The sequence below is a fragment of the Mucilaginibacter sp. genome, from assembly GCF_025359345.1.
GTDB lineage: Bacteria > Bacteroidota > Bacteroidia > Sphingobacteriales > Sphingobacteriaceae > Mucilaginibacter.
This window is the reverse complement of record NZ_JANYGQ010000035.1, coordinates 106,395-121,059: the sequence shown is the minus strand read 5'-3', so window position 1 is coordinate 121,059 and position 14,665 is coordinate 106,395. Positions and strand designations below refer to the sequence as shown.

Below are 14,665 nucleotides of genomic sequence, written 5' to 3'. Positions count from 1 at the left end.
GGGTCATCTTTGAGCATCCCCCAAATAATCGGGCAATCGCTCGGATATTTCATTTATACCTTTTAGCTTTACGCTTTCAGCTTTTTCCTCAAAATATGCAGCTATTTTATACACCCGGCATCAATCCAGCACATCCCAAATATTTTCTTAACGAGGAGGAGAGTAAGCACGCCATACGTGTGATGCGTTTGGAGAAGGGGGACGAAGTACAATTGATTGATGGCAAAGGCGGGCTTTACGCTGCCAGTATATTGGACCCACACCCCAAAAGAACAATCCTCCAAATAAATTCGGTTACAGCGGAGTTTAACAAGCGTAACCATTACCTGCACATCGCCATTGCTCCCACAAAAAATATCGAGCGTACCGAATGGCTTTTAGAGAAAGCCACTGAGATTGGCATTGACGAAATATCGTTGATTATTTGCCAGCGGTCCGAACGTAAAGATGCAAAGGTTGAGCGGCTGAATAAAATAATTACTTCGGCTATTAAACAATCCATCAAAGCATATCACCCGGTTTTAAATGAACCCTTAACTTTTAACCAACTACTGGCGAAGCCATTTAGCGGCCAGAAATTTATAGCGCATTGTGATGCCGGTGAAAAAGTGAGCTTGCGTGATGAGTTAAAGACGCACGGCAACTATTTGATATTGATTGGCCCCGAAGGCGATTTTGCCCCGACTGAAATCGCAGACGCGTTAAAAAATAGTTTTAAAGCCATAACTTTAGGCGAAAGCCGTTTAAGAACTGAGACAGCTGCGCTGGAAGCCTGTTTTGAAGTGAATTTTTTGAACCGGTAATTTGATATATTTGAATTCTTCTTTTTCGCCTCCTGAAGGCAATGAAGAATGACAAAAAGGGCGGGTAACGCGGGTAATATATTTATGAAGAAAACTGTTTATATAGTCTGTGCCTTTTTCCTGGTAGCTGTTATCAGCAGCTTCAATGCGCCAACCTATAAAATGGCCAAGCTAAAATATAACGGCGGCGGCGATTGGTATGGCGACCGCACTGCCTTACCAAACCTGATAAAATTTTGCAACGATAACCTGAAAACCAACTTTCAGCAAGAGGACGAGGTGGTTGAAGCCGGCAGTGCCGAAATATTTAATTACCCTTTTATTTTTATGACCGGGCACGGAAACGTTATCTTCTCCGACCAGGACGTGCGTAACCTCCGTAAATACTTAACAGGCGGCGGCTTTCTGCATATCGATGACAATTATGGGCTCGACCAGTTTGTCCGGCCCCAAATGAAAAAGGTTTTCCCGGAGCTTGATTTTGTGGAGTTGCCGATGAATCATCCCATCTATCACCAAAAATTCCCGTTCCCAAATGGTCTGCCAAAAATACACGAACACGACGGCAAGCGCCCGCAGGGTTTTGGTCTTATTTACAAAGGCAGGCTGGTTTGTTTTTATACCTATGAGTGCGATTTAGGCAACGGTTGGGAAGATTATGGCACCTATGCCAACGATACCCAGGAAAATCGCGTGAAGGCCCTTAAAATGGGTGCAAACATGATACAGTACGTGCTTACCCAATAGCCAAAAATTTCGTAAGTCTTTCTTAACTAATCACTAATCTCCAATCACTAATCTCTAACTCCATGCTCCAGGTAAAAGTTAACGAAAAATACAATTTCGACGTAGACCAGAATGGCAAAGGCTTGCTGATAAATGGCAACAAAATAACTGCGGATATGCAGCAGTTAAATCCATCAGCCTATCACGTTATAAATAACCTGCAATCGTACAACGTTGAAGTAGTTAGCTTTAATACCGCGGAGAAAACTGCAGAAATAAAGGTTAACAACAATACCTACAATGTTACGGCTAAAGATCAGTTTGATATCCTGCTGGACAAGCTTGGTTTAAGCAGCCTGAACGCTGCAAAGGTCAGCGAAATAATGGCGCCAATGCCAGGCATGGTGTTGAAAGTATTTGTGAACGAAGGCATGGAAATTAAGAAAGGTGATAACCTGTTTGTACTGGAGGCTATGAAGATGGAAAATATCATCAAAGCACCAGCCGATGTTACAGTAAAAAACGTGAAAATAAAGCCTGGCGATAAAGTTGAAAAAGGGCAGGTCTTGATGATGTTTTAAAAAGGATCGTAACGCGTAGAAATAAGAAAGGCGCCCGGTTTTGGAGCGCCTTTCTTATTATATAATATTCAAATTATCTTGTTGCCTTGTAAGGTTTCCCTTTTTTAATGCTGTAATGCGGTTTACCTTCAGGGTGAATTTCAGGAGCACCAACCAAGGTCATTGCACAACGGAAACCAACTTCGGCGCTTGCATCGTCCTGGTCCATAAAACGACGCGTTGCAGGGTTTAGCCAAAATGCAAGATCGTTCCATGAGCCACCTTTGTAGACCTTCGAGTGGTCGTTAACCAGCGTGGTTTTGCCATAAAGCGAGGTAACAACAGTATCATTATAGCCCCTGTAGTCAGCGTTATAAGGTTTTCCAGCCAAATCGTTCCTAACACCCGGAATAGCAGACGTAGTGGTTGGAGCAGCAGGGTTATTACCATTAGCGGGGGCTGCACCTGGAGTAGCCGGAGCGTTACCATTTGCCTGCGCCTGTGCCTGCATAGCAACCAACTCGCTGTATTTCATTTTTTTGTTCGAATGCGAAGGATCTTTAATCGGTTTGCCGTATTTGTCTTTGGCATATAAACCCTTTGTAGGATCGGCTAACCTTTTGTTGGTGAACTCGTTACCACGGAATGGGTTAAAGTCATCAAACTCTTCAAACGAAGTTTGGCGGTAAGTATCCTGTACCCATTCATTTACATTTCCGGCCATGTTATACAAGCCGAAATCATTCGGCGGGTATTGCCTAACAGGCGCAGTAATGTCGGCCTTATCATTGAGGTAACCGCCAACGCCGGCATTATCACCCTGGCCACGTTTAAAGTTAGCCATCAGTAAACCACGGGTAGCCCTTTTTGAGGAACGTACGCCAAGACCGTTCCATGGATATACTTTGTTATCGTCAATATTTTCAAATTCGGTATTGCCTATTAATGCCAATGCTGCGTATTCCCACTCAGCTTCAGATGGTAAACGATAGCCTTGTTTTAATATACCGTCTTCTAAACGCACAGGCCTTACCGTTTTACCAGCTTTTCCGTTACCGGTGGTCGAAGGTTTTGCATTAGGGCTTAAATCGGGAAGCATCTTTTTGCCATCTATACCGGCTCCCCTAATTTGTCCGTTCAAATAAATGTCTGTGTTAAATGGCTCTTTACTTGCGGGGGCAGGGGCGGCATTTTTGCCTTTGCCATTGCCGTTCATATCTTTCCAGGCCACTAAATTTCCGCGTTCGCGCAAAATGTTTTCGTTGGTACGGTCAGTACGCCATTGGCAATAATCCTGTACCTGGTCCCAGCTCACACCTACAACAGGGTAGTCCTGAAAAGCAGGGTGCCTTAAATAGTTATCAACATAAGGCTCGTTATATGACAAGGGTTTGCGCCATACCAGCGTGTCGGGGATTGCATTGTAATACAACCCGTGGTCCTGGGGGTAGGTGATATTTATCCAGTGCAGGTAGTCTAACCAATCCTGGTTAGAAACTTCAGTTTCATCCATATAAAACGACGGGATGGTTACCCTGCGTTTTATATTGTTATACTCATAAGTAACATCCTGGTCCGCACTGCCACCAACCACAAAGGTACCGCCTTCAATAGGGATAAGGCCTGGTCCCGGTGATGGGTGTGTTTGCCTGAATTTCTCATAACCACCATTGTTTTTGTCGTTATAAGCCATTCCGGTTTTGTCAGATTGCTGATGCTTACTGCAGCTGCTGAGCACTGCGCTTGCGCAAATTAGTACTATTGCAGTTTTAGTAAAAAGTACTTTCATGTTCCTACAGTTAATTTAAAGGGTAAATTTAAAACATTTTGCCTAAAATGCTAATTATTTAACCCTAATCTTTAAAAGAAATTAAAACTTTATCGGGCATTTAACGAAAAAAGTACCAGGTATGTTACATTTGCCCCTGTTTTTTTGGTGGAAAACTTATTTGCCCGGATGTACGTAATAGGCATCAATTAGCATATATTTATTACTTTAAAAGTAAGGGTAAATTTCACAGATGAAGTTTTTATACAGCAAAGCCATTTTAGTCGGAGTCTCGGTTTTACTGCCTGCACTGGCATTTTCACAAACCAGCTCTAATGGCTCAAATTACGCTACAGCCATACCTACAGCTGTGCCTTTTTTAAATATTACGCCCGATTCGCGCTCAGGGGCGATGGGGGATGCGGGTGTTGCACTAACACCCGACGTGAATGCAAACTACTGGAACCCTGCCAAACTTGCCTATCTCGAAAATAACGACAATGTGTCTTTATCGTACAGCCCATGGCTGCGCCAATTGGTTCCCGACATCAGTTTATCGTATTTAAGTTATGCACATAAGGTTGACGACCGCAATACCATAGGCGCATCATTGCGGTATTTTAATTACGGCAGCATTCAACTTTTCGACAATAGCCAAAATCCGCAGGGAACCTATACGCCAAATGAATTTTCAGTAAATGGCTCGTTTGCACGTAAATTTGGCGAAAACTTTTCGTTGGGCTTAACAGTTGGTTTTATACACTCCAGCCTGTCAAACGCATACTTTGCAACGGGCTCAGGTCAGCAGGCAAAGGCGGGCAACGCACTTTCGGCCGGTGTATCATTGTACTATAATAAGCCGATGCAGGAATTTGGCACCGACGGAGTTTTTTCATTCGGTACAAACATCTCAAACATCGGTTCAAAAATAAGTTACAGCGATGCCGGGCCTAAATACTTTTTGCCGGCTAACTTAAAAATTGGGTTTGCCAACACCATCAACCTTGATGATTTTAACCAAATAACACTTACTGTTGACTTTAACAAGCTGTTGGTGCCAACACCGCCCATAAGGGATGTGGATGGCAATATTATAAAAGGTAAAGACGACAATATATCGGTGCCGGCAGGTATTTTTGGCTCATTTGCCGATGCTCCGGGTGGCTTTAAAGAGGAGATGCAGGAAATTTCGATTTCGCCGGGTTTTGAATATTGGTATAATCAATTGTTTGCCATAAGGACAGGCTACTATTATCAAAATGCCAACAAAGGCGGCGCCCACTATTTAACTGCAGGCGTTGGCTTTAAATACGAAAGCTTTACGTTCGATTTCTCATATCTTGCTGCAAGCCAGCAAAACAGCCCCCTGGCTAATACTTTACGTTTCACTTTATCGGCCAGTTTTGGCGGCGAGAAAAATTCCCGTAAACATTAATGACTAAAATTAAGGTAGGTTTTGGGTTTGATGTGCACCAGCTAAAAGAGCAGCATCCGTTTGTTTTAGGAGGAGTTAATTTAGAGCACCATGCCGGAGCATTTGGACACTCAGATGCCGACGTTTTATTACACGCCATTTGCGATGCGCTTTTAGGTGCAGCTAATCTTCGCGACATCGGCTTTCACTTTTCAAACAAAGACGATCGCTGGAAAGGTATCAGCAGCCTGTTGTTGCTGCAACACGTTATGGTACTGCTGCGCGAAAAAGGCTGGGAAATAAACAACGTCGACGCAATGGTATGCCTTGAGGCGCCGAAAATTAACCCGCATATTCCTGCAATGCAAGCCAATATCGCCAAAGCTGCCGGTATCGATGTGGAAGATATCTCTATAAAAGCTACTACAAACGAACAGCTAGGCTTCATCGGCAGGGAAGAAGGCATTGTTGCCTATGCGGTGTGCTTGATAGAAAAGAACCGTTGATTTATATGATTTCGTTGATTCCGCTGATTTTTGATCGCTGGTAGTTGCTGATTCAACTGATGACGCAGACATTGAGACACTTGATGAGAGACCAAAGGATCAGCGATTTTCGCCTAATCTCCAGTCTCTAACCTCTAATCACTATTCACAACTTCCTTCTTCACAACAACATTGCCGGTACGTTTCAACGCACCCCACCCGCTCAGTTCACCTTTAAGGGCTTTGCGGATGGATTTGAATAGAACATAGTACATCAGCTGGCGCCATATAAAGCGTTGGGGTATAATGTAAACCAGCTTCTTATAATCCTCTTTCTGCATCCAGAACGCAATAATGGCCACTATAAAGTCTATCACCACAAAGGCAGCATAGAATATCAGGATTTTGCCGGGCTTATCGCTGAATAACCCGAAGATCATTATCAAATCGGCCAGCGGCGAAAATAAGGGGAGTACGATCTGGAACACCAGAATATTAGGCATGCCCAACATTCCAAAAAACTTATATTTTTTGTTGAACAGGGCGTCCTTATTTTTCCAGAAGCTTTGGATCACGCCGAAACTCCAGCGGAAACGTTGTTTTAATAAACCGTTAAGCGTTTCCGGCGCTTCCGTATACGCAATGGCCTCGGCGCAGTTTTTTACAATGTAACCAAGCTTTAGTATACGCATGGTAAGGTCACAATCCTCAGCAAGTGTATCATAAGTAAAGCCGCCGGCTTTGAATATGGCCGATTTACGGAAAGCCCCAATAGCCCCTGGAACAACCGTTATACTGTTGATCAAATCAAAAGCACGGCGGTCCATATTCTGGGATGTAATATATTCTATCGACTGCCAGCGGGTAATAATGTTGTTTTCGTTACCCACCTTTACCGTACCTGCAACAGCGCCGATCTCTTCATCGGTAAAATAGGTCATCAAATGATAGATGGCATCGTCTTTAAGCTGGGTATCGGCGTCAATACAAACCACAAACTCATATTGCGCATGGCTTATGCCAAAGTTTAGTGCTGATGCTTTGCCGCCGTTCGGCTTGGTTAAAACTTTGACCAGCGGATGGTGTCCGTAAGCGTCATTGACAAGCTGAAAGGTTTTATCCTTCGAACCATCATCAACAAAAATTATTTCGAATATATTATAGTCCGTTTTAAGCAGGCTTTGTATTGTTTTTATCGCTGTAACCTCTTCATTATATCCGGGTACAATTATGCTTACCGGTGGCAATGTTGTAGGATCGGCAACGCTGCGGTTCACTTTTTGGTCGTCGCTGTATTGCCTTACTGCCAGTATGCCAATTAACACCACGCGGCCAACCGCCAGGAAGATGGCAGACAGGAACAGGTAAAGCAAAAACCAGTTGCCGTAAAAATAAAACTCTATTAAAAAGTTATAAAACGTACCCACCACGCCAGAGTTTGCATCGTCTTTTATAGGCGGCATCAGGTCGTCTTTAGTTTTACCTAAAACATCGGCAATAGTGGTGAATTTGTAACCGTGACTCTTAAAGAAATGAATAATTTCGGGCAATGCTTTTACCGTTTCCTCACGGGTATCGCCACCAGCATCGTGCAGCAATAGCATTGATCCGTTGTCTTTTTGCCTGATGGTACGGGCAATAATACTATCAGCGGTCACGCCCGGCTGCCAGTCCCATGGGTCGATAGATTCGCCAATGTTAATATAGCTTTGTCTGCGACTTTCGGCCACCGGGATAACTTCTGCAAGGGTTTGCGGTTCGGCATCGGCATTGAAAGGCGGCCTAAACAATATGGTGCTGCGGCCGGTTACCGATTCAATTAATTTGCGGGTAGCGTTTAGCTCGAGATTAACGCGGGATATGCTAACTGTTGAAATATCCGGGTGAAAAAAGGTGTGGTTGCCAATTTCGTAGCCTTCTTCAAACTCCCTCCGGAGAATGGGTACATTTTTTTCAGCCATCGACCCTACCACAAAAAATGCGGCAGGCACGTTTTCACGTTTTAAAATATCTAAAATGCGGGGTGTATAGTCGGGGTCGGGACCATCGTCAAATGTTAGCACTATTTTGCCCGGCGCATAACCGTACTTTTTAATTACATATTTTGTTGGCAGTTTAACATATTGCTGGTGGGTTATAACATAGTTTGTTGTATCCATCCGCACATCGATTTGCCCTGGCGTTGGGGTGGTTATAAGATCGAGCACCTCGCCGTTACCATCATAGTTGATTTTATTATTCAAACCAACCGAGGTTAGCCGTTTTACATCAATACCTGTTTTCTTAAGCGAATCTATCGACAGGTTTTTTGGGAAAAATGTCCATAAACGGGGATCTTCCGACCCCATACGCCATAAAGCAACACCACCGGTTGCCCAGTCGTCCGCCATACGGATAATATTAAAATTTGTGGCAGCGTCAGTAAAGTAAACGGTATGCTCAAGGCTGTCGTCATCAAAATATTTGTAGTGAAGATTAGCCGAAACAGGGTCGAAAGTTATTTTGCTTCCTTTTTCCTGGGCTATACTTATGGCTTGCGGGTAGCCTATGGCTGTACCTATACTAGTTTCCGGCCAGTCAATTGCGCCGCCAGCAACGGTTAAAATAACTTTCTCACTCGGTATTTTTGTGCAAACATCGTCCAGTATTTTTTCAACCCAGTGCTGGTTTGAAAGGTCGCCGGCATTGCTGCTTTCGTTGTGCTGGTCAATAGCCATCACAAACAAAAAATCGTTTATATGCTGCAGGCGCTCAAGGTTAAACTGGTCGTCATCAGGTATAACGTTTTGTGTAACCAAAAAACCTGCGGCGTGCAATATGGTATACAAATCGTTTTCAAATGCGATGTAATTTTTGCTGTTGCGGTCTTTAATCTCGTCAAAATCAAGATTTACCCCCTGGAACTTAAAATGGGAAAGTTGTTTCGCAATGTTGTTTATAAATGCAACCCTGAGCGTTTTATTTTTGATGATCCGCTCAACGTCTTTCGAGTCGTAGCCGCCTTTGGCGTTATTTTCATTAACGTAGTTCGACAGTGATATTAAAACCGGTTTTTTATACTTTTTATTCAGGTTAATAAGGCCTGTATCAATGTTTGCAACAAGCGTATCCCGTTTAGGAAAAATAGAAAAGCCCTCACTTACTACCATATCCAGTTTCGGGTAATTATCAACAAGCGAACTGTAGGCCTGCGCTTCCCATGGCCGGTAAAAGGCAGCGTTTATACGGTCTTTATTATTGGGGCGTTTTAGTTGATGTAAATGACGGGAGCGGGCAAGCTTTTGTATCTCACCTTTATCCAGCTTAAAATCTTTAAACTTTTTCGATCTTTTTAGCTGGTCAAGTTCTTCTTTGGTAAGCTTTTTTGGGGCCGGGTTTAAATTCGGCAGGCTTGGGTAATGCTTGGACGTTACGGTAATTGCAGCAGCAACCACGCTAAAAACCAATACAATTATAATTGCGCGGCTAAGCCACTTAAAACGGATCCATCTTCCCGGGGTATCAGTTTGGAAAACCTGCTTATTAGACATTAAGTTTTTTATATGAAAATACTACACTATGTTAGTATATATAAATTGGTCTTATTTTTATTTCGAGGGTTTATTAGCCTCAATGGCCGAAAAATCAACCCCGCATTTGCAATTGCCGCCGCAGCTTTTTTTAGTAAACAGGTTTTTGTAAACCAGCCTGCACACATAAAATACTGCCGCTGCAAATAGTATCGCTATAATAATCACCTGCACGTTCATGTCACAAATTTAATACAATTTATATATATACGCTAAAGACAACTGAAATAGTATAAGGTTTAATGTTAGTGATTGGAGGTTGGAGATTAGAGGTTAGTTGATTGACTTAAGAAGTTCACAGACTCACATCGTCTTGATGTTTTTTCCTAATCTCTAACCTCCAATCTCTAATCAACTGAAAAGTACGCCACCGTTCCGCCAACCCAATCAAAATCCTGGTTATAGCGCACGCCAATCATTTTCCCGCGGCTTAAACGTGCTAAATTGATAGCCAGCGTTGGTTTTTCATCACCATTTGGCCATAAATAAAGCAGCCGGATCTCAACCTTAACACCACCATCCGGCGCTTGTAATACCGGCTCATAATTTACCTTTTCCTGCAATATCCAGTTCTCAGGGTCATTTATGTTTTTAATGTCATTTTCTGTTACGTCGATGATAACACCCTGTCCTGCGAATGAAAACAACGGTTTTAGTACATAGTTTTCCAGGTCAACAGGGATTTGTTTGAGGTGGTGCAGAAACTGTGTTTTTGGGATATAATCGCCGTTTAAAAACGGCATGGTAAATTTGCTTACGCGGTAAAACCAGTTGGGGTGGGTTATCCACTCCACATCAAGTGGTTGTTTTATGTCCACCACTTTATTAAATATATCAGGGTCGGCTTCAATTTCGTCAAATATCAGCCGGTTGTAAATACGTCTGATGCGTTGCTTTTCGCCATTTACACGGTAAAAAAGCTGGTTCCCTTGCTGTTCCAAATCAGCCAGCGCTACTACCGGTGTGCCAATGAATTTTTGGGTGAGGTAAAAATCGACTGCCGTTTTTTGCTCCGGTGCATTAACATCCATCAAAACAACTTCCTGGGGCTGAAAATCGCCAACAATTGTTTTTTTAAGCAGATCGATATACGCTTCTTTATCTAATCCGCTAAAAAAAATAGTTTGTTCCGCCGGGATATCAAAGTTATCCTGAAACTTATCGGCCAGGTTTACCTGGAACCCATATAAGGAGGGAAAGCCCTGCAATTCTATCAGCTTGGGGACAATATTGCCTGCGCTATCCTTGCAAACCCCAAAATCCAAAGCAAGAAAATGCGGATGATCGTTTTCGTTAGCTACCCGCCATTTTTCGGGGACCGCCCTTTCAGTTAATTCTTTAAAATTGGGTTGCAGGATGGTTTTAACGATGTCATTACCTGCCACAATTAACTTATCCCTGAAATCATCAGTCAAAAAAATAGGTGTTTCAGCCACACGGAAGGCGATAGGCTCACGCAGGCCCTCGTTTAAATCACCTATAAAGTTTTTATACTTTTCGGGGGTGAAATTTGCGTTGTATGTTTTTCTGAGGTTAGGGTTCATGTGAAAATTCGGATTTTTGTTTTTGAATAAAAAATACGTCGTCAACTATAGAATTTTCTCAATCTGCTCTTTTAAAATTTGGAGGTCAAGTTTAGCGGTGGAATAAATCGTGACGGGCGAAACGCCAAAATATTCGTGTATTAGCTTATTCCTCATCCCTTTCATTAACCGCCATTGTATTTGCGGATGTTGTGTTTTTAAAGTTTCTGATATCTTGGTAGATGCTTCACCAATAATTTCAAACCTGCGGGTTACCGCATCTTGTAGCATAAAATCATTTACAAATTCAAGCTCAGTTTTTTGTCTATATATGCCAGAATCATCTTGACAGATTCAAGGATATCCTGCAAATAAACTTGGTCCGACCGGCTCATAAAATAGTAATTGCAGACGATAGTACTTCCGCCCTGATGGATGTCTTAAGTGCGCTGAATTCAACGAGGTCAACCTTCCGTTTTGTTAACTCGGAAATTTCTTCCTCTAGGTTTAACATATTGAAAAGTGTGAAGCCATCACCGGCCTCAATCAGTAAATCAACGTCGCTGTCTGCTTTCATCCGGCCTTTTGCCAATGAGCCAAAAATAGCGGCTCGTTTAATAAAGTACCGTTTTAACACAGGTAGAATTAGTTGTTTGTATTTTTCAATCTCCTGCATAATCAATCATTTTAATCCTTCAAATTCCCTAATCCCGGCTCAGGCTTCCTGCAAACTCAAAATAGCCTGGTCCAAAAAGTTGGGGATCATGGTATTTTGGGTATGTGTTATTTTATCAGGGTCTTCCAGCCGTTCCAGCATTTCGTTGTATTTATCAATGCCGTGCTCGCTTACTACCTCTTTCTTTTTTTCTTCTTTCAGCAATAACGATTTTACACCTTTTGCATCAGCTTCAGGATGGAACTGGGTCGAGAAAAAGTAATCGCTGAAACGGATGGCCATCATTGCCCTTGGTAAATCAACATGCGGGCGTTCTTTTTCAATAGCCAGCAATTGCATACCCAATTCGGTAAAGCGTTTTTCATCCGGGTTTATCACTTGCCAAAGTCGCGAATCGACCGTGTAAAACGGGTCTGCCATATTTTCGAATACAGGCTCATTTCTGCCTGCGCTGGTTTGATTAACCGGCAGCACGCCAAACGACGGTGATTTCCGCATATTTATATGGCCCAATTGATATTTGCGGCACATTAACTGGAATGAATGACAAACAAAAAAGCCGTATTTTTTTTGCGAGGTGTTCGACAGGTTATGATCTTCCAGCTTATCAACCAATTGGAAATATTTTTTCTCCCATTCGCTGCCTTCGCTTTCAATCGGATCGCCGGGGCCGCCGCTGGAAATATAAATATCAAATTCGGTGCCGGGTACTTCAACTTTCTTGCGTACGTCAAATACCTCGTAGCTTAAATTCAGTTCGTTCTTTACTTTGTACCTGTCTAAAATCTCGCGGAAACCACGCATGCCCTCGTTTGCAATTCCATCGTAAAAATCAAGAATGGCAACTTTGATTTCCGGCTTATCTGTCTGTATCATCTTAAAAATTATATTCCCTTTAACGTTTGCGACGTAATGTAGTCAACAACGTCTGCAAAGTTATTATTTTGCTGGTAAACTGCTAATTGCCTGTCGGCCCCGGTTCCATGCTCCAATATTTTGTGCACGTAGTTCAAATCGTCGCGGCAACCAAGGTCGTCAACAACGTCATCAATAAAATCGAGCAGTTCCAATATCAGCGAACGGGTGTTTACTTCCATCTCCTTGCCGAAGTCAATCATTTTACCGTCGATGCCGTACCGTGCTGCCCGCCATTTATTTTCATTAATGAGCGCGCGATTATAGCTGATAAACGACATGTTTTGCAGGCGCAGCTTATATAATTTAGCACACAGCGCCTGGAACAGCGCCACAAACGTCATGGTCTCATCGATCAGCATAGGGCAATCGCAAATACGGAACTCGATGGTCTCAAAAAACGGGTGCACGCGGATGTCCCACCATATCTTCTTAGCGTTATCGATACAGTTGGTTTTTACCAATAGCTTGATGTAATTATCATACTCCTCGATACTGCTGAAATAGTCAGGAATACCCGTACGCGGAAACTTATCGAACACCTTGGTGCGGAATGATTTATAACCGGTATTACGTCCCTCCCAAAACGGAGAGTTGGTCGACAATGCATAAACGTGCGGCAAAAAATACCTTACCTGGTTGGCAATATGAATGGCCATATCCCGCGACTGTATGCCCACATGCACATGCAGCCCGAAAATAAGGTTGGAACGAGCCGCTTCCTGCAACTCATCCACAATTTCAAAATAGCGCGGGTGGTCGGTTATCAGCTGGTGCTGCCAGTGCGAAAACGGGTGTGTGCCGGCAGCGCCTATGCGTAAGCCGATATCGCCGGCCAGCATGGCTACAGTGCCGCGCAGTTTGCCTACCTCTTTACGGGCCTCGGTTGTATTGTGGCAAATATGGGTGCCTACTTCAACCACGGCCTGGTGCATTTCAGCCTTTACCTGGTCCTCGTGTATCTTCTGCGCGCTGTCAACAATTTTTTGGTCGTGCGATTTTAGCTCCCTGCTCACAGGGTCAACCACCATAAATTCTTCTTCAACACCTAAGGTAAATTCGTTCATCTTTATTTAGCCTTTATAATTGGTTTGTTTATTATCCATAGCGATGGGTTTAAAACCCATCGCTATGGATAACTCATCGTTATTTTTTTACTGCCCTTTTCGGCTTTGCAACTTTCACTTCTCCTTCAGTCGCAATACCATGGTCAATACTTCCCTTGCTTACTTCTTTTTTGTCAGCCTTCTTCTCCACCTTTTTTTCTGATGATAAAAGGTGATGCCCGGCAGCGCCTGTTTTTACATACTCGCCCCAGGTAAGGTTATCGCTGTCGTCTTTCTGCTTTTTGGCGCGCTCGATGGCGTAATCGGCTGCCGTTTCAACTACCCAGTCGAAGTTGTCCTGGCCAACGCTGGTTACTTCGGCATCGGGGGCAGGGTTGCAAAAATCAATAGCATACGGCACGCCGTTACGAATGGCGAACTCAACCGTGTTAAAATCGTAGCCCAGGTATTTGTTAAGCTTTATTACATAGTTTTTTACGGTTTCCAGCAGTTTTTTCTCTGCCGGGGCTTTGCCATGTTCGTAGCGTAAGTGGTGCGGGTTACGCGGTTCGTACTGCATAATGCGTACATGCTTGCCACCGATGCAATAGCAGCGGAAATAATCTTCAAAAATTATTTCTTCCTGCAGCATCATTACGTATTGCTTGGTTTTGTTATAGTTATCCCAAAGTTCGTCCAGGTTATTTATCTGGTAAACTTCTTTCCAGCCGCCGCCGTCAAACGGTTTCATATAGGCCGGGAAGCCAACGTATTTAAAAATGCCTTCCCAATCCAGCGGGTAGGCCAGGTTGCGAAACGATTGGTCGGTTGTATCATCCGGGTGGTCTTTTGAGGGCAGTATCACCGTCTTAGGTACCGGCACGCCGATTTTAACCGCCAGCGCATTGTTAAAAAACTTTTCGTCGGCGCTCCACCAAAACGGGTTGTTAATTACCGCCGTGCCGGTTATGGCTGCATTTTTTAGCATGGCCCGGTAAAAAGGCACATCCTGCGATATCCTGTCGACAATTACTGCGTAGCCCTGCGGCTCGGCCTGCATTACCTTGTCAATGCGCACAAACTCTGCGCTTATATTTTTTTCGGCTTTTTGGTTGATGCGGTCAACAAATGCCTGCGGGAATGATTTTTCCTGTCCGAATAATATGCCTATTTTTTTCAT

General features: G+C 43.4%; 14 protein-coding genes. 5 read left to right on the top strand and 9 right to left on the bottom strand.

Features of this window, described 5'->3' with window-relative positions:
• The first annotated feature begins 95 nt into the window (after positions 1–95).
• The 3 genes from Q0R52_RS25085 (at position 96) to Q0R52_RS25075 (ending at position 2,110) form a co-directional block, all read left to right on the top strand.
• The gene (locus Q0R52_RS25085; protein ID WP_295800213.1) at positions 96–803 is read left to right on the top strand and encodes a 16S rRNA (uracil(1498)-N(3))-methyltransferase; all 708 of its coding nucleotides are present in this window, start codon (positions 96–98) and stop codon (positions 801–803) included.
• Positions 804–887: 84 nt separating this feature from the next.
• Positions 888–1,550, top strand: coding sequence for a DUF4159 domain-containing protein (locus Q0R52_RS25080; protein WP_295800210.1), 663 nt, complete (start codon positions 888–890; stop codon positions 1,548–1,550).
• A gap of 62 nt (positions 1,551–1,612) precedes the next feature.
• Positions 1,613–2,110, top strand: a complete 498-nt coding sequence (locus tag Q0R52_RS25075) for an acetyl-CoA carboxylase biotin carboxyl carrier protein subunit (protein WP_295800208.1) — start codon at positions 1,613–1,615, stop codon at positions 2,108–2,110.
• A 73-nt stretch (positions 2,111–2,183) separates the two neighbouring features.
• Here the strand turns inward: Q0R52_RS25075 and Q0R52_RS25070 are convergent, their stop codons facing one another.
• Positions 2,184–3,878, bottom strand: a complete 1,695-nt coding sequence (locus Q0R52_RS25070) for an SUMF1/EgtB/PvdO family nonheme iron enzyme (protein WP_295800205.1) — start codon at positions 3,876–3,878, stop codon at positions 2,184–2,186.
• A gap of 232 nt (positions 3,879–4,110) precedes the next feature.
• Between Q0R52_RS25070 and porV the strand changes: the two genes are divergently transcribed.
• Together porV and ispF are read left to right on the top strand one after the other, a co-directional pair.
• A complete protein-coding gene (gene porV, locus Q0R52_RS25065) occupies positions 4,111–5,292 on the top strand; it encodes a type IX secretion system outer membrane channel protein PorV (RefSeq protein WP_295800202.1) in 1,182 nt (393 codons plus the stop codon).
• On the top strand, positions 5,292–5,777 hold the full coding sequence (gene ispF, locus Q0R52_RS25060) for a 2-C-methyl-D-erythritol 2,4-cyclodiphosphate synthase (RefSeq protein ID WP_295800199.1): 486 nt from the start codon (positions 5,292–5,294) through the stop codon (positions 5,775–5,777). Before porV ends, ispF begins: the two co-directional genes overlap by 1 nt.
• Positions 5,778–5,911: 134 nt before the next feature.
• On the opposite strand, the gene Q0R52_RS25055 is transcribed toward ispF, so the two are convergent.
• From Q0R52_RS25055 to Q0R52_RS25025, 8 genes are all read right to left on the bottom strand, one after another.
• A complete protein-coding gene (locus Q0R52_RS25055) occupies positions 5,912–9,286 on the bottom strand; it encodes a glycosyltransferase (RefSeq protein WP_295800197.1) in 3,375 nt (1,124 codons plus the stop codon).
• 57 nt (positions 9,287–9,343) lie between these two features.
• Positions 9,344–9,505 carry a FeoB-associated Cys-rich membrane protein gene (locus tag Q0R52_RS25050; protein ID WP_295800195.1) on the bottom strand — a complete coding sequence of 54 codons (162 nt, stop codon included), beginning with the start codon at positions 9,503–9,505 and terminating at the stop codon, positions 9,344–9,346.
• A 167-nt stretch (positions 9,506–9,672) separates the two neighbouring features.
• Entirely contained in the window at positions 9,673–10,869 is a 1,197-nt protein-coding gene (locus Q0R52_RS25045) for a hypothetical protein (protein WP_295800192.1), read from the bottom strand.
• A gap of 45 nt (positions 10,870–10,914) precedes the next feature.
• Complete coding sequence (locus tag Q0R52_RS29405; protein WP_366520945.1) at positions 10,915–11,181, bottom strand: HepT-like ribonuclease domain-containing protein; 267 nt, start codon at positions 11,179–11,181, stop codon at positions 10,915–10,917.
• 58 nt (positions 11,182–11,239) lie between these two features.
• On the bottom strand, positions 11,240–11,524 hold the full coding sequence (locus Q0R52_RS25040) for a nucleotidyltransferase domain-containing protein (RefSeq protein WP_295800190.1): 285 nt from the start codon (positions 11,522–11,524) through the stop codon (positions 11,240–11,242).
• 39 nt (positions 11,525–11,563) lie between these two features.
• Positions 11,564–12,400 carry a GMP synthase gene (locus tag Q0R52_RS25035; protein ID WP_295800188.1) on the bottom strand — a complete coding sequence of 279 codons (837 nt, stop codon included), beginning with the start codon at positions 12,398–12,400 and terminating at the stop codon, positions 11,564–11,566.
• Positions 12,401–12,408: 8 nt separating this feature from the next.
• A complete protein-coding gene (locus Q0R52_RS25030) occupies positions 12,409–13,506 on the bottom strand; it encodes a carboxylate-amine ligase (RefSeq protein ID WP_295800185.1) in 1,098 nt (365 codons plus the stop codon).
• A gap of 79 nt (positions 13,507–13,585) precedes the next feature.
• Entirely contained in the window at positions 13,586–14,665 is a 1,080-nt protein-coding gene (locus tag Q0R52_RS25025) for a hypothetical protein (RefSeq protein ID WP_252788675.1), read from the bottom strand.